General features: G+C 59.8%; 22 protein-coding genes and 1 tRNA gene. All 23 read right to left on the bottom strand.

What is annotated here, in order from left to right; all coding sequences use genetic code 11:
- Positions 1 to 5: 5 nt before the first annotated feature.
- The gene (locus I8J29_RS07785) at positions 6 to 878 is read right to left on the bottom strand and encodes a heptaprenyl diphosphate synthase component 1 (RefSeq protein WP_208847049.1); all 873 of its coding nucleotides are present in this window, start codon (positions 876 to 878) and stop codon (positions 6 to 8) included.
- Positions 879 to 956: 78 nt separating this feature from the next.
- Entirely contained in the window at positions 957 to 1,490 is a 534-nt protein-coding gene (locus I8J29_RS07780; RefSeq protein ID WP_090637857.1) for a hypothetical protein, read from the bottom strand.
- Positions 1,491 to 1,567: 77 nt separating this feature from the next.
- Entirely contained in the window at positions 1,568 to 1,792 is a 225-nt protein-coding gene (gene mtrB / locus I8J29_RS07775; protein WP_090637859.1) for a trp RNA-binding attenuation protein MtrB, read from the bottom strand.
- Positions 1,793 to 1,923: 131 nt separating this feature from the next.
- A tRNA-Pro gene (locus I8J29_RS07770) sits at positions 1,924 to 2,000 on the bottom strand.
- Positions 2,001 to 2,163: 163 nt separating this feature from the next.
- Positions 2,164 to 2,439, bottom strand: a complete 276-nt coding sequence (locus I8J29_RS07765) for an HU family DNA-binding protein (RefSeq protein WP_090637862.1) — start codon at positions 2,437 to 2,439, stop codon at positions 2,164 to 2,166.
- A gap of 323 nt (positions 2,440 to 2,762) precedes the next feature.
- Entirely contained in the window at positions 2,763 to 4,241 is a 1,479-nt protein-coding gene (gene spoIVA / locus I8J29_RS07760; RefSeq protein WP_090637865.1) for a stage IV sporulation protein A, read from the bottom strand.
- Between the two features lie 337 nt (positions 4,242 to 4,578).
- Positions 4,579 to 5,310 (bottom strand): hypothetical protein, encoded by a 732-nt coding sequence (locus I8J29_RS07755; RefSeq protein WP_208847048.1) that lies wholly within the window; start codon positions 5,308 to 5,310, stop codon positions 4,579 to 4,581.
- A 15-nt stretch (positions 5,311 to 5,325) separates the two neighbouring features.
- On the bottom strand, positions 5,326 to 5,673 hold the full coding sequence (locus tag I8J29_RS07750) for a 2Fe-2S iron-sulfur cluster-binding protein (protein WP_208847047.1): 348 nt from the start codon (positions 5,671 to 5,673) through the stop codon (positions 5,326 to 5,328).
- 30 nt (positions 5,674 to 5,703) lie between these two features.
- Positions 5,704 to 6,279 (bottom strand): nucleotidyltransferase family protein, encoded by a 576-nt coding sequence (locus I8J29_RS07745; protein WP_208847046.1) that lies wholly within the window; start codon positions 6,277 to 6,279, stop codon positions 5,704 to 5,706.
- A 17-nt stretch (positions 6,280 to 6,296) separates the two neighbouring features.
- Positions 6,297 to 6,593: a 2Fe-2S iron-sulfur cluster-binding protein gene (locus tag I8J29_RS07740; RefSeq protein WP_090637873.1), complete on the bottom strand. Its 297-nt coding sequence runs from the start codon at positions 6,591 to 6,593 to the stop codon at positions 6,297 to 6,299.
- A gap of 44 nt (positions 6,594 to 6,637) precedes the next feature.
- Positions 6,638 to 6,817, bottom strand: coding sequence for a DUF2768 family protein (locus I8J29_RS07735; protein WP_208847045.1), 180 nt, complete (start codon positions 6,815 to 6,817; stop codon positions 6,638 to 6,640).
- A gap of 176 nt (positions 6,818 to 6,993) precedes the next feature.
- Positions 6,994 to 7,275: a stage VI sporulation protein F gene (locus I8J29_RS07730; protein WP_208847044.1), complete on the bottom strand. Its 282-nt coding sequence runs from the start codon at positions 7,273 to 7,275 to the stop codon at positions 6,994 to 6,996.
- Between the two features lie 100 nt (positions 7,276 to 7,375).
- Entirely contained in the window at positions 7,376 to 8,398 is a 1,023-nt protein-coding gene (locus I8J29_RS07725; protein WP_208847043.1) for an NAD(P)H-dependent glycerol-3-phosphate dehydrogenase, read from the bottom strand.
- A 13-nt stretch (positions 8,399 to 8,411) separates the two neighbouring features.
- Entirely contained in the window at positions 8,412 to 9,011 is a 600-nt protein-coding gene (gene plsY, locus I8J29_RS07720) for a glycerol-3-phosphate 1-O-acyltransferase PlsY (RefSeq protein ID WP_090638746.1), read from the bottom strand.
- A gap of 143 nt (positions 9,012 to 9,154) precedes the next feature.
- Positions 9,155 to 10,477 carry a ribosome biogenesis GTPase Der gene (gene der / locus I8J29_RS07715; protein ID WP_208847042.1) on the bottom strand — a complete coding sequence of 441 codons (1,323 nt, stop codon included), beginning with the start codon at positions 10,475 to 10,477 and terminating at the stop codon, positions 9,155 to 9,157.
- Positions 10,478 to 10,630: 153 nt separating this feature from the next.
- Positions 10,631 to 10,816, bottom strand: coding sequence for a capping complex subunit for YIEGIA (locus tag I8J29_RS07710; protein WP_090637886.1), 186 nt, complete (start codon positions 10,814 to 10,816; stop codon positions 10,631 to 10,633).
- Positions 10,809 to 11,747: a YIEGIA family protein gene (locus I8J29_RS07705; RefSeq protein ID WP_208847041.1), complete on the bottom strand. Its 939-nt coding sequence runs from the start codon at positions 11,745 to 11,747 to the stop codon at positions 10,809 to 10,811. Before I8J29_RS07705 ends, I8J29_RS07710 begins: the two co-directional genes overlap by 8 nt.
- 3 nt (positions 11,748 to 11,750) lie before the next feature.
- Entirely contained in the window at positions 11,751 to 12,380 is a 630-nt protein-coding gene (locus I8J29_RS07700) for a YphA family membrane protein (protein WP_208847040.1), read from the bottom strand.
- 163 nt (positions 12,381 to 12,543) lie between these two features.
- Positions 12,544 to 13,803, bottom strand: coding sequence for a 30S ribosomal protein S1 (rpsA, locus tag I8J29_RS07695; RefSeq protein ID WP_208847039.1), 1,260 nt, complete (start codon positions 13,801 to 13,803; stop codon positions 12,544 to 12,546).
- Between the two features lie 107 nt (positions 13,804 to 13,910).
- Entirely contained in the window at positions 13,911 to 14,486 is a 576-nt protein-coding gene (locus I8J29_RS07690) for a lysophospholipid acyltransferase family protein (RefSeq protein ID WP_208847038.1), read from the bottom strand.
- A gap of 3 nt (positions 14,487 to 14,489) precedes the next feature.
- Positions 14,490 to 15,191 carry a (d)CMP kinase gene (cmk, locus tag I8J29_RS07685; RefSeq protein WP_208847037.1) on the bottom strand — a complete coding sequence of 234 codons (702 nt, stop codon included), beginning with the start codon at positions 15,189 to 15,191 and terminating at the stop codon, positions 14,490 to 14,492.
- Positions 15,192 to 15,324: 133 nt separating this feature from the next.
- Complete coding sequence (locus I8J29_RS07680; protein WP_208847036.1) at positions 15,325 to 15,501, bottom strand: hypothetical protein; 177 nt, start codon at positions 15,499 to 15,501, stop codon at positions 15,325 to 15,327.
- Positions 15,502 to 15,627: 126 nt separating this feature from the next.
- Entirely contained in the window at positions 15,628 to 16,281 is a 654-nt protein-coding gene (locus I8J29_RS07675; protein ID WP_208847035.1) for a flagellar brake protein, read from the bottom strand.
- Positions 16,282 to 16,356 lie beyond the last annotated feature (75 nt).

Below are 16,356 nucleotides of genomic sequence, written 5' to 3'. Positions count from 1 at the left end.
TCACCTTACCTTCTCTCGTTGAGGGCGGAAGCCGAAGCCGCCGGGAGGAGCGGACGCAGGAACGTCTCTCCGATCTGCTGAAGTTCGCGCACGAGCTTGTCGGAATCCAGGCGCGCGATGACGGATTGCACGGCCGCGACGGACTGCCGCAGCTTCTCGGCCAGCTCCGCGCGGATATCGTACGCCGCGAGCAATGACGCCGCGAGCGACGGCTCCTGCGGATCGTCGGCCAGCTTGCGCTTCTCTTCGTCCGTTCCGACGTGAAGCACGTGCCAATACCCCCAGCTGCCGCCGAAGCGTTCCGGCTTGTCGCTGCGCTTCAGCTCGTCCAGGACGACCTCGCAGCGGCCCACTCCCTGCAGCAGCTCGGTCCAGACGCGCGCCATCCGGTCGTCCAAAATGTCCGTAAAGACCGTGAAAAGCTCCGTCCTGATCTGCGCGCATTGGTTCAAGTAGTCTTCGGCCGTCAGCTTCAGCTGCTTCATCTTCATGTAGAAGTTGACCTTCAGCCGGTTCACTTCGCAGACGCCGTTGCTGATCCGGCGGATCATGCCGACTTGGCCGGCCTGGGCCAGCAGCTGGTAGAACCGGCTGCTGTAATAGTCGCCCGCGAGCACCTTCAACTGGCGCGAGCGCATTTCCTTCTCGGCGACGCGTCCCGATTCGTCGATCAAGTCGTGGGTGTCCATGCCCAGCTGCACCAGCGAGACGACCAAGGTGTACAGTTCGCTGTGAAGCAGCGGCGTACGTTGATTCGAAAGAAACGTAAAGAGCAGCCTGGCCCGCGAATCGGGAAACGCCGGCAGCTCCGTATGGGCTTGAATCATATCGTAATCGACGTACTTTTTGGCGATCTCGGGAACTTTGTAAGGTTTCATTGGCCTAGCCTCCGGACAAACAGCAAAGGTTAGCTGCTTTATAATCTAAATAATTATAGCACTATGTTTGTCGTTTCGCTACAACTGCGACCCCGACAAACGCAGGCGCTGGCGCCAGATTTCGTCCTGAAACGGCCTCGCGGCGCTTAAGTTTGACAGTTCTGTGGACAACCAGGCGTCCGTGCGCCGGACATCCACCGCCGCGACCACCCGGACGTCGCTCCGCGCCTCGTCCGACTCGGGCTGAAGCGGCGCCACGAACCGGACGAGCACCCGGCTCACGTTATCGGTCCGGTTGAACGCGAACTCGAACAGGCGCCGCAGGTCGTCCATCCCGCCGTCTACAGCATTCCCATATTCTTCATCCGCTAAATCCACGGTGAGCACGGACCCGTTCCATGCTACCTTCTTCACCTTCAGCGACAAATTCAAACCGAGCATCGTATCGACGATGGTGTCGGAACTGAGCCGTTTGACCGGCACGGGCCGGAACACGGAAACGTCGCCCGCCCCTTCCTTCATCCGGCGGTCGGCCGCCGGCAGCGCGGTGATCAGCAGCGTGACGGCAAGCGTCGCGGCGCAGGCCGCGAGCAGCCCTTTCCATTGCGGCATGTGGCATCCGTCCTTCGCACACAGAATATCCTGCTTCTTTTAGTGTACAAACTAAAAAAGCAGGCTATGCCTGCTTTTCACTCGACGTCCGTATCCACCGTGCCGTATTTGGTCATAATGGTCGCTTTGCCGCGGATCTTGATGGCCGACGTATGGTCCGTGAACTGACAGATGAGCACTTCGCCCTTGTCGAGCTTCTCGGTATGATGGAATTTCGTATCCTGTCCGCGCGTCAGGCCGATGACCTGCACGCCTTGCGCCTTGGCTTTCACGACGATATACTCGTCATTTCGTTCCGACATCTGGACGGGCCTCCTCTTATTCGGTGAATCTTATACTGCGGAACGCGCAAAGCCCCCGTGTCCCCGGTATTTAAAAAACTGCCCTCGAACATGGCAATTCGAGACGGCAGCCGTCGCTTGCGTATGAGAATTGGTCGGGTGTACCGGATTTGAACTGGCGACCTCTACCACCCCAAGGTAGCGCTCTACCAAGCTGAGCTAACACCCGACAAGTCTTACGGCCGCCCCTACCGGGAACCGCAAAACACAGTCTACTGGAAATGCTTACACTTGTCAATAGATCGTCCGCGGCGAAACTCGGCGCGTCCGCGGGACGAGAAACGCCCGAATGCTTGAGCATTCGGGCGTCAGCCGACGGCATTGGCCGTACCTTATTTGGAAACCAGGTCTTTCAGAGACTTGCCGGCTTTGAAAGACGGGATTTTGCTGGCCGGGATGTCGATCTCTTCGCCCGTTTGCGGGTTGCGGCCCTTGCGCGCTTCGCGGCTCTTCACCTCGAAGTTGCCGAAGCCCACCAGTTGGACTTTGTCGCCGCCTTGCAGCGAATCGGAGATCACGTCAAATACGGCGTCAACCGCTTTGGACGCGTCTTTTTTGGAAAGGTCGGTCAATTCGGCTACTTTCGCAATCAGTTCCGTTTTGTTCAATTCTTTCACCTCCCCCGTCGGCAGTTAAAAGGCACATCATTATCATTCTGTTTTACCGAAACCCCGGAAATTATACCTGCAGGCGACGGTGAGAAGAAATTCCGGTATGTGCAATTCCTGCATGCTGAACCTAGAACAGATTTATAGTAATACAGGTGCCTATCCGATTTCAAGAGGAATCGCGCGTTTCCGCGGAAGAATCGCGGCATTTGCGCGGTTTTTTCGCATTTCGGACGCGTTTCCCGGTAAAACTGACAATGAAAGGAATCTCGGAATCCCGGACAACGCAAAAAGAGACACGCCGGCTGCGTGCCTCTTCGCGCTTACAGGATGATGGCGATCAAGCCGCCGGATCCTTCGTTGATGATTCTGCCGAGCGTCTCTTGCAGCTTGTAACGGGCGTTGTCCGGCATCATGGCGATCTTGCCTTGGATGCCTTCCCTGACGATGGAATGGAGCGACCGGCCGAATATATCCGATTCCCAGATCTTGATCGGGTCGTTCTCGAAGTCCTGCATCAGGTAACGCACGAGCTCCTCGCTCTGCTTCTCCGTGCCGATGATCGGCGCGAATTCGGACTCGACGTCGACGCGGATCATGTGGATGGACGGCGCCGTCGCCTTCAGGCGGACGCCGAAGCGGGAGCCCTGCCGGATCAGCTCCGGCTCGTCGAGCGCCATCTCCGCCAGCGTCGGGGCCGCGATGCCGTAGCCCGTCGTCTTGACCATTTCGAGCGCTTCCGCGAACCGGTCGTATTCCCGCTTGGCATGGGCGAAATCCTGCATCAGCTGCAGCAGGTGATCCTTGCCGCGGATTTCGACGCCGACCACTTCCATGAGGATTTGGTCGTACAATTCATCCGGCGCGTACAGATCGATTTCCGCCACGCCTTGGCCCATGTTCATGCCGCTTAGGCCTGCCCTCGCGATGAACTCGTATTCCATGAACTGCGAGACGACGCGGTCCACGTCGCGCAGGCGGCGGATGTCCTTGACCGTGTCGCGGACGGAATTCTCGTAATTCGAGCGCAGCCAGTGGTTGTCGTTCAGCACCATGACCCAGCTCGGCAGGTTGACGTTGACTTCGTGCACCGGGAACTCGTAGAGCACCTCGCGGAGCACGGACATGACTTCTTCTTCGCCCATGGACGCCACGCTGAGCGTGATGACCGGGATATCGTACTTCGCCTGCAGCTCGCTGCGCAGTTGAAGCGCTTCGTCGCTCTTCGGACGCGTCGAGTTGACGATCAGCACGAACGGCTTGCCGACTTCCTTCAACTCGTTCACGACGCGTTCTTCGGCTTCGATGTACGAGCTTCGCGGAATTTCGGCGATCGTGCCGTCCGTCGTGACGACGACCCCGAGCGTGGAATGTTCTTGAATGACCTTGCGCGTGCCGATCTCCGCGGCTTCCTGGAACGGAATCGGCTCTTCGAACCACGGCGTCGTGATCATGCGCGGACCGTTCTCGTCTTCGTAGCCCTTGGCGCCGACGACGGCATAGCCGACGCAATCCACCAGCCGGATGTTGACGTCGAGCCCTTCGGCCACGCGCAGCTGCACCGCCTGGTTCGGCACGAATTTCGGCTCCGTCGTCATGATCGTCTTGCCCGCCGCGCTCTGCGGCAATTCGTCGATAGCGCGCACCCGATCGGCATCGTTCGTGATGTTCGGCAGCACAACCGTCTCCATGAACCGCTTGATGAAGGTTGATTTGCCCGTGCGGACCGCACCGACGACGCCGAGGTAAATATCCCCGCCGGTTCGTTCGGCAATGTCCTTGAAAATGTCCACTTTCTCCACTGAATATCCCCTCCCAATCGTATTTCGCCTGTACATGGACGTACCGTAACTGCTGCTTTCCTCCTGGTGGTTGTCGTCAGGTTTCGCCGCTACCCGCCTGCCGATGGCCCAAGGCAAGCGACGCAACTCGTACATGATTTTGGACTAGTAATAGCTTATTGCGACTGTCTCATGTTTATGACGACCGGAGAGTGAAATCTTTCGATTTTCGCGAGCTTCGCGCGGATTGACCTTCCAAGATTGAGATATATGAAAGTACGGCCTAAGCTATGCCTGGACGGCAAAAAAACTCCTGCCGCGAGAGCAGGAGCGAGTCGTTGCGCGATGGGAGCTTGGGCTATTTCAGGACGGCTTGGGGCTCGCCGTTCACGAGCTTGTAGAGAGGCGATTTGACCGGCACGAAATCCGACCCGTCGACGAGCAGCGGCCGCAGATCCGCGTTCGGCTCCGGCTTTTCGCCGCCCGGGAGCTTGCCCAACTGCTGCGTGAGATCCGGACCGTAATCCAGGTAGACGGTACCGTCCGGGTCCGTCATGGCCGTCAGGACGCTGCCGGTGAAGACGCTTCGCAGCTCGGGGTCTTTGACGCCCAGCGCCTTGAAGTCGATGGCCGCGAACGACGGATACAGCTGCTGGCCCGCGGGCAATTTGCCGCCGTGGGCGCCGGCGTAAGCTTTGACGGACGCCTGAAGGTCGTTGACCTTCTGATAGATTACGAGATTCATCAGCTTGACGGTCGGGTCTTTCTCCTCGTTGATCACGAGATAGTAGTAGCTTCCGCCCTTCTCGTACGCCGAAGCCGGAACCGCGGACAGGTAGTTCATCCGCTGCAGCTTGTCGAAATCGACTTTGAATTTCTCGTAAACCGGCGTCTGCTCGTCGCTGTTCTGGATCGGCAGGAGCCCCGTATCCTTCTGAAATTGATCGACGATCGTTTGCACGTTTAAAATGGCGTCTTTCGGCGGCTTCTGGTTCTGCTCCAGCCGGTCCCGCGGATACAGGCAGCCGGACAGCAGAACGGCCGTGCAGACGAGCACGAGGGCCGCCGCCGCGCTTCTAAAGCCTTTCATGATCCGTTTATCCTCCTACCATAATTCATCGTCTTCCGCTTGGCGCATCATCTGTTTCCGGACGGCTGCGCGAAACGGATCTTCAGGCACTTCGACGATTGCGCGCCCGAATACCCGGGTCTGGCAAGCAAGCCTTGTCCCCATGCGGTCGAGTCCCGCCAGCTTGCGGCGCTCGTTGTCGTTCGGAGGCGTCAGCCCGGCCGAACTGTGGGGAAGCGCCACTTTGCACATGAGGCAGGCCGCCTTGCCGTCGCAGCGCGTGCGGATCGGCACGCCTGCTTTCCTGGCCGCGTCCAGCACGGTCGTGCCCGCGCGCACCATGACGGTTCGTCCGGAAGGAAGGAACGTAATTTCCACATTCACCGGAATCCCTGCTTCCCTCGTTCATCTCGTTCACATCAGTAGCTGCGATACGTGTTGCCGCAATTCCGCAGACAAGCGATTCCTGGAGGCAATCAGCCTGAGGGCATCCGTATGAAGGTCTTGTTCCTTCCGCATGCGAGCGGCGATCAGCGCCACCCGGTCTTCTCTTGCCCGCAGCACGTTGAACCATAGCTCGTGCGCCAGCGGCGCCACGCCGACCGTATAAGGGCCGACCGCGACCGGCGTCCGCAGCGGGTTCAGCACGTTCTCGACTTCCACGGCGTAGCGGTTCGGGCCTGATTCGACGACAAACCCGCCGACCAGCTCGACTTGTACGCCCGACACGTTATAATGGCTGAGCACCGAACGATAGATCGGGCTCACGCTTAATTGCGGTTCGTCCACGGCGTAAGCGCGAAGCGCCTCGTGCATGATTCCGGCCGCTTCGTCGTCCGCGTAAAGATCCAGGTCCCGGGGCGGCACCGTGAGCTCCAGCCCCCGCAGCAGCAGCCCTGTACTGCCGCCGATCAGCCATCGCGCGCCGGCAGGCGCCGCGGCGCGGGCGATGATTAAGATTGCTCGGAGGAGCGGCTCGGCGTTGTCCATCGAAGCCCGCCCTTCCATTAAAAGTACGGCCGGTTCGCCGCTTTAATGGAGCCGGCTCCGGCTTTCACGACGGCTTGGCAGGCCAGCCGGTAGCCTTCCTCCAGTTCTTCCGGCTCCAGGCGGTCCCATTCCTCGTCCGTGACCTCTTCCAGAAACTCCGCGCCTTCTTCGACCAGGCAGCGGCATCTGGCGCACGTTCCCCGCGTGCAGGAGAACGCCCAGTCCAAATTATGCTTGATCGCGGCGTCGAGCAGGGTCAAGCCCGCTTCCGCCTCGACCGTCATGCTTTTCGTGCGGCTCTTCAATTCCAGCATCGGCCCATCTTCCTCTCTTCTCTCCGTAAGTTCGTTGCGTGCGGCTACATGATGGAGATCAGTCCGAGAAATCCGCCGATTACGAGGAACAGAAACGCGGCCAGCGACAGCGCCATCCGCAAAAAGCCTTTGGTCTTGAAACGGGCCAGCGTCACCAGAACGGCGGCCGCCGCCATCAAGCCGATGCCCACGAGCGACACCCACATCTTCATCATTGGATCCATGACAACTTCTACCACCTTGTACACCCGATATTCGCTTTATTATACACTAGCGGCGATGAATGGGCTACTTTTGCGCCGGGCGAACGATGGGCATACCTAGAAAAAAGACTCCCGTCCAACGCGATGGCGGCACTGCACGCGGCAATGCCGGTCGCCTGTTGCGGAAGTCCGAAAGGTTACTTCTTGAGCATAAGTTTCATCAGCATTTCCATGTTGGTGATGCTCATGCCGCTCGCTTTGACGGCACCCACGATGTCGTTGATCGTTTTTTCCGAGACGGGGACTTTGGCCATCGTCGAGACGGATTTAATCAGCTTGCGCAATTCGTCTTCGTCCTGCATCGTATTTTCATTGACGCCGTTTGCAAGCTTCTTGACCGCGTTCTCGGTAATGTTCTTGCCGGTCTTCTTGTTCACGGCGCTCAGTACGTCCTTGGCTATATCCTTCTTGCCGCTCATCGTTTCCCTCCTCCACGCTTCTGACGGCGTAAAAACTCGCGTGCCACCTGCAACAGGTTGCTGCTAGCAGTTTATGAAGGAGGGCCAATGTTGGTGTAGGCTATATGCCCGCGGATTCTTCGGTCTCGTGCGTGCGGCCTCTGCCCATCAGCGTTTCGACCGCGTCGCGCGCCGGCTTCCGCGCGAACAGCACCTGGAAGAGCTGCTCCGTGATCGGCATCTCCACGCCGTACTGCTGCGCGATCTCGCGGGCGACGCTCGTCGTCCGGACGCCTTCGACGACCATCCCCATCCGGCTCAGGACGTCGTCGAGCGACGTGCCTTCCGCCAGCATCGCGCCCGCGCGCCAATTGCGGCTGTGCCGGCTGGTGCACGTCACGACGAGGTCGCCGACGCCGGCGAGTCCCGCGAACGTGAGCGGATTGGCGCCCATGGCGATGCCGAGCCGGCTGATCTCCGCCAGACCGCGCGTCAGCAGCGCCGCCTTGGCGTTGTCGCCGAAGCCGAGGCCGTCCGACAGGCCGGCGCCGAGGGCGATGATGTTCTTGATCGCGCCGGCGACTTCGACGCCGACGACGTCCCTGTTCGTGTAGACGCGGAAATGCGGGGTGATGAACGCGTCCTGCACGAATTCGGCCGCGTCCAGGCTCGCGGACGCGACGACGACGGTCGTCGGCAGCCGGCGGACGACTTCCTCGGCATGGCTCGGGCCCGAGAGGACGACGAGCCGTCCCACGTCGGTCTTCAGCTCTTCGGCCAGCACCGTCGTCATGCGCTTGAACGTACCGGACTCGAAGCCCTTCGTCGCGTGCGCGACGACCGCGTCCCCGCGAAGATGCGGCGCGGCCTGCTTCGCCACGTCCCGCATGGCGGCGGACGGCGCCACGAACAGCACCAGCTCCGCCCCGCCAACGGCTTGCGCCATGTCCGTCGTCGCCGCGATATTCGCCGGCAGCTCCGCATCCTTCAAGTAACGGCCGTTCGTCCGGCGCGTGTTGATTTCGTCGGCTTGCGCCTCGTTGCGCGTCCACAGGGCGACGTCGTAGCCGTTGTCCGCCAGCACGGAGGCCAGCGCCGTTCCCCAGCTGCCGGCGACGAGTACCGCCGCTTTACGTTCCGTCATATGCGCGCCTCCCTTACCCTTTTCTAGCGCCGAGCTTGTTCTCTTTGCCCTGCAGCAGCTTCACGATGTTCGTCCGGTGGCGCACGAACGCCAGTAGGCAGACGACAAGGCTCGCCCACACGTACGTGTGCGGCTTGTCGCCGAAGTTCCAAATGAAGATCGGAAGCAGCAGCGCGAAGATCAGCGAACCGAGCGAGACGAAGCGCGTGATCGCGATCGACGCGATGGCGACCGCCCCGGCGATCAGCGCCGGCACGATCGCGAGCGTTGCCATGACCCCGACCGTCGTGGCGATGCCCTTGCCGCCCTTGAAGCCGAACCAGACCGGCCAATTATGCCCGGCGATCGCGGCTAGTCCACACAGCACCGGTCCCCAGTCGCCGCCTGCGACGTACAGGCCGAGAATGACGGCGACGACGCCTTTCGCGATATCGAGCAGGAAGACGGCGATGCCCGGGCCTTTGCCCAGCACGCGGAGCGTGTTCGTCGCGCCGGCGTTGCCGCTGCCGTGATTGCGGATGTCGATGCCCTTCACCCATTTGGCAATAAGGATGCTGAACGAAACCGAACCTAATAAATAACTGATGAGTACTACCAGCACGGTGACCACGATAATCTCGCCTCTTTCAACGTTGTCCTGAACGGGCCGCCGGACGGCCCTTTCCTTGCGGTGACAGGGAAACTGGTGCCCCCACGGCTCGGGCACCAGCTTCGCTTGGCGGCGAAGCCCGGGCTTCGCGGCGCTTGCGCGCCGGCCTAGTCTTCGTCGGATTTTTTACGGGTGAAGATCCGTACGGGCGTGCCTTCGAACTGGAAGGCGGCCCTGATTTTGTTTTCCAAGTACCGTTCGTACGAGAAATGCATCATTTCCGGATCGTTGGCGAACAGCACGATCGTCGGCGGCTTGACGGCCACCTGCGTCGCGTAGTTGATCCGCAGGCGCCGGCCTTTGTCGGACGGCGGCGGGTTGATCGCGATCGCGTCGGAGACGACGTCGTTCAGCAGATGCGTCGGAATGCGCATCGCGTGCTGCTCGGACACGTGCACGACGACCGGGAGCAGCTTGTGGAGCCGCTGCTTCGTCAGCGCCGAGAGGAAAATGATCGGCGCGTACGTCATGAACAGGAAGTGGTCGCGGATCTTCTGTTCGAACTGATGCATCGTCTTGTCGTCCTTCTCGACGGCATCCCATTTGTTCACGACGAAAATCGCCGCCTTGCCCGCTTCGTGCGCGTAGCCGGCGATATGCTTGTCCTGTTCGATGATGCCTTCTTCGCCGTTGATGAGCACGAGCACGACGTCGGCCCGCTCGATTGCCTTGAGCGCGCGCATGACGCTGTACTTCTCCGTCGTCTCGTACACTTTGCCGCGCTTGCGCATGCCTGCCGTGTCGATGAGCACGTATTTCTGACCGTCCCGTTCGAACGGGGTGTCGATCGCGTCGCGGGTCGTGCCGGCCACGTTGCTGACGATGACCCGCTCTTCCCCGAGCAGCGCGTTGACGAGCGAGGACTTGCCGACGTTCGGACGCCCGATGAGCGCCACGCGAATGACGTCGTCCTCGTACGGCTCCTCCACGAGTTCGGGCAGCTTTTCGACGGCCGCGTCGAGCAGATCGCCGATCCCCATGCCATGGGAGCCCGAAATCGCGATCGGTTCGCCGAATCCGAGATTATAGAATTCATAGATATCGTCTCTACGATTCAAATTGTCGACCTTGTTCACGGCGACGACGATCGGCTTGCGCGAGCGCAGCAGCATCTGGGCCACTTCGTCGTCCGCGTGCGTCAGCCCTGACTTGGCGTCGACCATGAATATGATGACGTCGGCTTCCTCGACCGCGAGCTCGGCCTGCATCCGGACGGATTTCATGATCTCGTCCTCGCCGTCGATCTCGATGCCGCCAGTGTCCACGATGCTGAACGCCCGGCCGTTCCATTCGCCGGAGCCGTACAAGCGGTCGCGCGTGACGCCAGGCTTGTCTTCTACGATGGCCAGCCGGTCGCCGATGACCCGGTTGAAGATCGTAGACTTACCCACGTTAGGCCGCCCAACGATGGCGATAATGGGTTTAGACATAGTTTCACTCCTTACTATTTAAACGGTTTCGCACCGTTGTCGTGAGCGTGCGTTCGTCGATCGCTGCTGAATGGCATCGCTAAGGCCATGAAGGGGCTTTCTTCACACTCACGCCTTTCATCATAGCAAAAAACAGCGGGAATGGCTAACATTTCATTCCGCGCTGTGGTCGACCAGAATAAAGTTGCCGTCTTTCATGTCATGCGCGACGGCGTCCAAAATCTTCTCGAGCAGGAATGCCGTCGATTCCCGTTTCACTTTGTCGGTTTCGACGAATATCGGCGCGCCGCCCCCGACATGGTCGCGGCTGTCCGTCACGATCGCCACGATTTTAGCCATGCTGCCGCTCCTTTCCCCGGTTCACCCCGGCCTCGGTCGGCATTCTTACCGCGGATTCCAGAATCGGCACCCGCTCAACGACCGCCTTCGCCTTCTCCGCGTCCTTCTCCTGCGGCAGCAGGAAAACCGCGAGCCGGCCGTCCTTGATGTCCAGCTTCGCCATCGGCACGAGCGCGGGCTCTCCGTCGTCCCGATAGACGCCGAGAATCGTGGACAGGTCGAACAGAATCGCCTGCCGCTGCCCCAAGTTGCTGAGCGTCGCCTTGGCGTTCGGATTGACCGGGTGAAGAATGATCCCGAGTCCCCGTTCCGAGATGATCTGCTGATTGGACGACAAGCCCACGTTCATGATGTAGATGTCGCCGACGTACAGATCGGGTCCGTCCACCTTCACGTCAGCGATTTCGGCGCGCGCGATGTGGGAGAGGGACTTGCCCGACTTGAGCCGATAGACGAGCAGCAGCGCTAGAAAGCCCATGACGACGCCGAACGGCAAGCCTAACGACAAGGACGCGAGACTGGTGAGGAGCGAAGTCAGGATGACGAGGTAATTCCGTCCTTCGAACACCATCGCGATGCCTTCGATATACGTCGATCCCCGCGAGACCAGCTCCATGCTGTCGATCTTGGACAGCGTCTGGCGCTCCATGTTGCGCACGTCGCGAAACTGCTGGGCGGCCAGCGTCAGGAACGTGATCGCGGTAAAATCCTTCTTGTACAGCGCGGGCACGGCCACGGCGCCGAGCGCCGCGGCGATGACGCCGAGCGAGATGTGAATGATGCGTCCATGGGGATATGTAGGGTATTGCCGGTAGTCCGTCCGCAGCATCATGAGCCGCGAGCCTAGGCCGAACGCCACGCCGAGCATGATGCCGTACACGACGTGATGCGGCTGTCCGGACTTCAAATGCGTCCAAAGATGTTCCCACATCGGTTACGAGCTGCCTCCTTGTTCGCCGGATCGGCTGTCGAGTACGCCGAGCGCTTTCTCTTTGACGAACGCCTTGACGGCGGACGTCAGTCTTGCGGCCGTTAAGGCGATGATCAAGCCGTCCCACCACGACAGGGACCCGATGAACAGCACGCCGTCATGCGCCGCCGGGCCTAAATAGGCTTGGCCGAGCGCAACGACGGCGCTAAGCGCGGCGATGACGAAGTGGGTGCGGAAGCGATCCGCGAGCAAGCCCGCGAACAGCCCGGCCAGCAGCGGACCGTCCCATGCCGGATGCACGACCACGAACACGGGATCCATGCTGTAGATATAGCCCATCCACATCCACATGAAGCCGGTGAGCAGCGCGGAGAAGAGCGTAAAGAAGATCGCGCCGGGCTTCCGCATGATCACGAGAAGCACAAGCGCCGAGCCGATCGCGAGCGCGGCGCTCCCGGTAATTTCGGCCTGCCCGCGAACCGTGACGGACATCGCGTGCAGCACGCATGTCGCGCCGATGAACGCGCCGAGCGTGCGAAGCGGCAGCCCGTCGGCGACCTGCCGCTCCCAGCCAGTGAAATAAAGAATCGCCGCCATCGATAAGAGCCAAATCGCAATAAAGCCGTCGTTCACCGCTTGATCCCTCCCGTATGCCCTTATTATGCGCTTCCGGCCCATGCAATACTCCCGGGCGACTCGCCGATCGGCGGATACGAGCACGAAAAAACCGCTCGTTCCGCGGCGATGCCTGCGGAACGAGCGGTTTGATGACGATGCCGATTCCGGATGGAATCGATTATTTCAATTTGCTCAGCTTGTCGCCGAAACGCTCGGCCAGCGTGAAGCTCATGCTTTCGTTGCTTAGGCTGACGTTCGGGTTGTTCAGCTCTACTTTCGGTCCGCGGTCGCGGCGCTCGCCACGGTCGCGGCGCTCGCCGTGTTCCCGTTCAGGGCGGGCAGACTGCTCCGGAGCTTCTTCCGTTTCTTTGATGCTCAGGCTGACGCGCTTCTCGCCCGGGTTGAAGTCGAGAATTTTCGCTTTGACTTCTTGGCCTTCCTTCACCACTTCGTTCGGCGTTGCCACGTGGCGGTGCGCCAGCTGCGAAATGTGCACGAGGCCTTCGACGCCCGGCGCGATTTCGACGAACGCGCCGAAGCTTACGATGCGGCGGACCGTACCCGTGACGATTTCGCCGATGTTGAAGCTGCCCGTCGCCGTTTCCCAAGGACCCGGTTGCGCGGCTTTGATGCTGAGGCTGATCTTGCCTGCGGCCGGATCGACTTTAAGCACTTTCACGCGAACGGATTGGCCTTCGGAGACGACATCCTTCGGATGCGCCACGTGCTGCCACGACAGCTCGGATACGTGAACCAGCCCATCGATGCCGCCGATGTCGACGAACGCGCCGAACGGCGTCAAGCGTTGTACCGTACCGTCGATTTCTTGGCCGATTTGCAGGCCGCTGATGATCGATTGCTTGTTTTGTTCGAACTCCTGGTCCAGCACTTCTTTCGCGGACAGGATAACTTTATTGTTTTCGCGGTCGATTTCTTTGACTTTGACGCGGATCTTGCGGCCCTTGTAGTCGCTGAAATCTTCGACGAAGTGGCGCTCGACCATGGAAGCCGGGATGAAGCCGCGTACGCCTACGTCAACGACCAGGCCGCCCTTCACGACGTCCGCAACCGTGACTTCGAGCACTTCGCCGGCTTCGAACTGCGCCTGCAGCACGTCCCAAGCCTTCTCGCTGTCGATGGCTTTCTTGGAAAGCACGAGACGTTCTTTCTCGTCGTCGATGCTAACGACTTTCAGCTGTACTTCTTGGCCGACTTGCACGGCGTCCGCCGCGCTGTCGATTTGAACCGAGGAAAGTTCACGAAGTGGAATAACGCCGTCATATTTATATCCAAGGCTAACGGTCACTTGGTTATCTTCGATTTTGACGATCGTACCATTCACGATGTCCCCTTTTTTCAAGGACACGAAATTATCCAAAGCATCTTGGCTGATTGCCTCCGCGGACGCGGATTCTTGAACTTTTGTTTCTTCTGACATTTGAAATAACCTCCTCAATTCATACCCCAACTTTATTTAAACGTGAAGCCGTTGTTTGAAACGCGTTCAACCGGCCCACCGTTTAAAACATGAATAACGTGAAATGATTACCCTTCTTTGACCATGTTGCGGATCTCGCGCATGATGACATCGGTCACTTGCTCCAGCACATCGGATGATGAATTTTGTATGAAGGCCGACAAATCGATGGGCTTGCCATACTTGATGCGCATCTTGCGAAAGATCTTGTAACGGCCGATAATGGCGACCGGTATGACTGCGGCCCCGCTTCGCAGCGCGATCATGGCCGCGCCCTTCTTGCCCGCGCTATCCCCCGCCGATCTGGAACCTTCCGGGAAGATCCCCATCACTTTGCCTTCCTTCAGCAGGCCGATCGCGTTGCGTATCGCTTCCTTGCTGACCCCTCCCCGCTTGACCGGGAAGGCGCCGAGCGACCTGATGAACGGGCCGAACAGCGGGACGGCGAAGAGCTCCGCCTTCGCCATGTAGTGCACCATGCGGTTCACCGGCGTGCCGACTGTCGGCGGATCGAGCAAGCTGATATGGTTTGAACAGAGGACCACGGGACCGGTCGGCGGAATGTTCTCCAGCCCGATCGCTTCAAAACGGAACAGGACGGCGTAAATGATCCGCAGCAGGCTGCGGCAAATGCTATATAGCATAGTTTACTTCGCCTCCACCGTTTTGGTTCGGCATAAGTCCAGAATTCGTGCGACGACTTGATCGATCGTCAGCTCCGTGCTGTCGATGACTTCCGCGTCGTTCGCGCGAATCAGCGGCGAAATTTCCCTGCGCTCGTCGCTTTGGTCGCGTTCCGCGATCTCCCGCTCCAGCTGCTGCAGCGGCACGGCTTCTTTGCCGCTCAGCTCTTGAAAACGCCTGAGCGCCCGCACCTGCACGCTGGCGACGAGAAAAACTTTCACTTCGGCATTCGGAAGCACGTGCGTGCCGATATCGCGGCCGTCCATGACGATGCCCTTCGAATCCGCCAGCTCCCGCTGCAGCTGCACCAGGTTCAGCCTCACGGCTTCATGGGAGGCGATTTGAGAGACGATCAGCGTCACTTCGCGCGTTCGGATGGCCGCGGTGACGTTCTCGCCGTTCAACCAAACCGTCTGACCTTCACCGCCGGGCGCAAGCACGATGTTCAACGTTTGAACGAGCCTTCCCAGCTTGTCCGAATCGTCAGGGGTGATGCCTGCACCGATTGCCGCGTAAGCGACGGCCCGGTACATCGCGCCTGTATCAATGTAAATGTAACCCAGTTGTTCAGCGACTTTGCGGGCGACGGTACTCTTCCCGGCGCCTGCCGGGCCGTCGATCGCCACGTTAATGCGTCCGCTGATGGTTCCCCCATTCTTGCCCAAGCGGTGTTTGACCTCCTTGAAAGTCGGGCAGCGGCTGCCACCATGCTGTAATAATCATTAAAAAAGCAGGCATTGCCTGCGATAGTAAAAATTATACCACAGCCGCCGAGGAAGTGCAAAGAACGCAAACCTGCTAAAAAGGCGTGCCTTCGAGCCGGTCCACGCCCGTGACCCACATCCGCACCTGCGGAATTTGGAGCGCCAGCTGACTGGCCGCGAGCGCGACGAGCAGCGCGATCACGGCGATCTTGAGCGCCCGGGTCACCCGGTCGGCAAGGTCCAAATAGTCGTTCTGGGATTTACGCGGCATGTCGCAACCTCCTTGTCCGAGCGCAGTCTGCCAGGCGCGCCGCGGCCGGATCGGGCCGCGCGGACAAGCCTCGGATAAGGCTAGTTTTTCCACGAAAGGAATCCTTATTCATTCCCGCGCGCGGAATTATTGTTTCCGGAAATCGAGCTGCCGTTCGAAGCAAAAGCGGATGATGCGCTGCCGTTCGCCGTCCGCGATCTTCGCGAATTTTGCCATGATTTGGTGTTTGCCGTTCTCGAGCGGCTTCACGCGGACGACCTCCGCCTTGAACTGGGCATGGTCGACCGATCCGTTCCGGTACGGCACGAGCAGCCAGCAGTCGAGCTCCGTTCCCGTCTTGATCGGCCATTTGGCGTCCGCCATGAACGAAATGCCCCCGCCCCCCACGTCGTCGGTTACGCCGATGAAACGGACGCTGCCGGAAAGCGTGATCGCGATTTCGAGCTCGGCCGCTACCCGCAGGAAATGCCTGCGCTGGATTTTGGTGACGGAATCGGGTTCCGGCTTGCGGATCCGGACCAGCCTGACCGCGTCTTCCCTGAAGCCCAGCACATGCGTGTTGAAGTAGTGCTTTACGCCCTCTTGCGTCATATAATAGGCGGAAATTTCATCCCCCAGATACAGACGCTTATAACGCCCGGTCCCTTCCAATATCGGAATGTCGATGAGCAGCTCGTCCGCGGCGCTGTCCGCGATTCTGGACTTGTATTCCAGCGCGGCTTCTTCTTCGTCGGACGAAGCGATTTGCAAGTATAAAAACTGATTGATCGTTGGCAGCATCGGCTTTCCTCCCCCATTGCACGATTATAGCACAGGCTGTCGAAAATTGGGGAGAGAGGCATAGGCGCGCAAAAA

Origin of the sequence: Paenibacillus artemisiicola (assembly GCF_017652985.1) — a bacterium.
GTDB lineage: Bacteria > Bacillota > Bacilli > Paenibacillales > Paenibacillaceae > Paenibacillus_Z > Paenibacillus_Z artemisiicola.
The sequence above is the reverse complement of the archived record's forward strand: the minus strand, read 5'-3'. Positions and strand labels throughout refer to the sequence as shown.

What these genes read in the sequence shown, in the direction of transcription:
- I8J29_RS07780 (WP_090637857.1), bottom strand. Translation starts at nt 1,490, where the DNA reads ATGCCGCAATGGAAAGGGCTGCTCGCGGCCTGCGCCGCGACGCTTGCC.
- I8J29_RS07730 (WP_208847044.1), bottom strand. Translation starts at nt 7,275, where the DNA reads ATGAGCGGCAAGAAGGATATAGCCAAGGACGTACTGAGCGCCGTGAAC.
- der (WP_208847042.1), bottom strand. Translation starts at nt 10,477, where the DNA reads ATGTCTAAACCCATTATCGCCATCGTTGGGCGGCCTAACGTGGGTAAG.
- rpsA (WP_208847039.1), bottom strand. Translation starts at nt 13,803, where the DNA reads ATGTCAGAAGAAACAAAAGTTCAAGAATCCGCGTCCGCGGAGGCAATC.
- I8J29_RS07710 (WP_090637886.1), bottom strand. Translation starts at nt 10,816, where the DNA reads ATGGCTAAAATCGTGGCGATCGTGACGGACAGCCGCGACCATGTCGGG.
- I8J29_RS07745 (WP_208847046.1), bottom strand. Translation starts at nt 6,279, where the DNA reads ATGGACAACGCCGAGCCGCTCCTCCGAGCAATCTTAATCATCGCCCGC.
- I8J29_RS07725 (WP_208847043.1), bottom strand. Translation starts at nt 8,398, where the DNA reads ATGACGGAACGTAAAGCGGCGGTACTCGTCGCCGGCAGCTGGGGAACG.
- I8J29_RS07680 (WP_208847036.1), bottom strand. Translation starts at nt 15,501, where the DNA reads ATGCCGCGTAAATCCCAGAACGACTATTTGGACCTTGCCGACCGGGTG.
- I8J29_RS07690 (WP_208847038.1), bottom strand. Translation starts at nt 14,486, where the DNA reads ATGCTATATAGCATTTGCCGCAGCCTGCTGCGGATCATTTACGCCGTC.
- mtrB (WP_090637859.1), bottom strand. Translation starts at nt 1,792, where the DNA reads ATGTCGGAACGAAATGACGAGTATATCGTCGTGAAAGCCAAGGCGCAA.
- I8J29_RS07740 (WP_090637873.1), bottom strand. Translation starts at nt 6,593, where the DNA reads ATGCTGGAATTGAAGAGCCGCACGAAAAGCATGACGGTCGAGGCGGAA.
- I8J29_RS07785 (WP_208847049.1), bottom strand. Translation starts at nt 878, where the DNA reads ATGAAACCTTACAAAGTTCCCGAGATCGCCAAAAAGTACGTCGATTAC.
- I8J29_RS07705 (WP_208847041.1), bottom strand. Translation starts at nt 11,747, where the DNA reads ATGTGGGAACATCTTTGGACGCATTTGAAGTCCGGACAGCCGCATCAC.
- I8J29_RS07755 (WP_208847048.1), bottom strand. Translation starts at nt 5,310, where the DNA reads ATGAAAGGCTTTAGAAGCGCGGCGGCGGCCCTCGTGCTCGTCTGCACG.
- I8J29_RS07675 (WP_208847035.1), bottom strand. Translation starts at nt 16,281, where the DNA reads ATGCTGCCAACGATCAATCAGTTTTTATACTTGCAAATCGCTTCGTCC.
- I8J29_RS07735 (WP_208847045.1), bottom strand. Translation starts at nt 6,817, where the DNA reads ATGGATCCAATGATGAAGATGTGGGTGTCGCTCGTGGGCATCGGCTTG.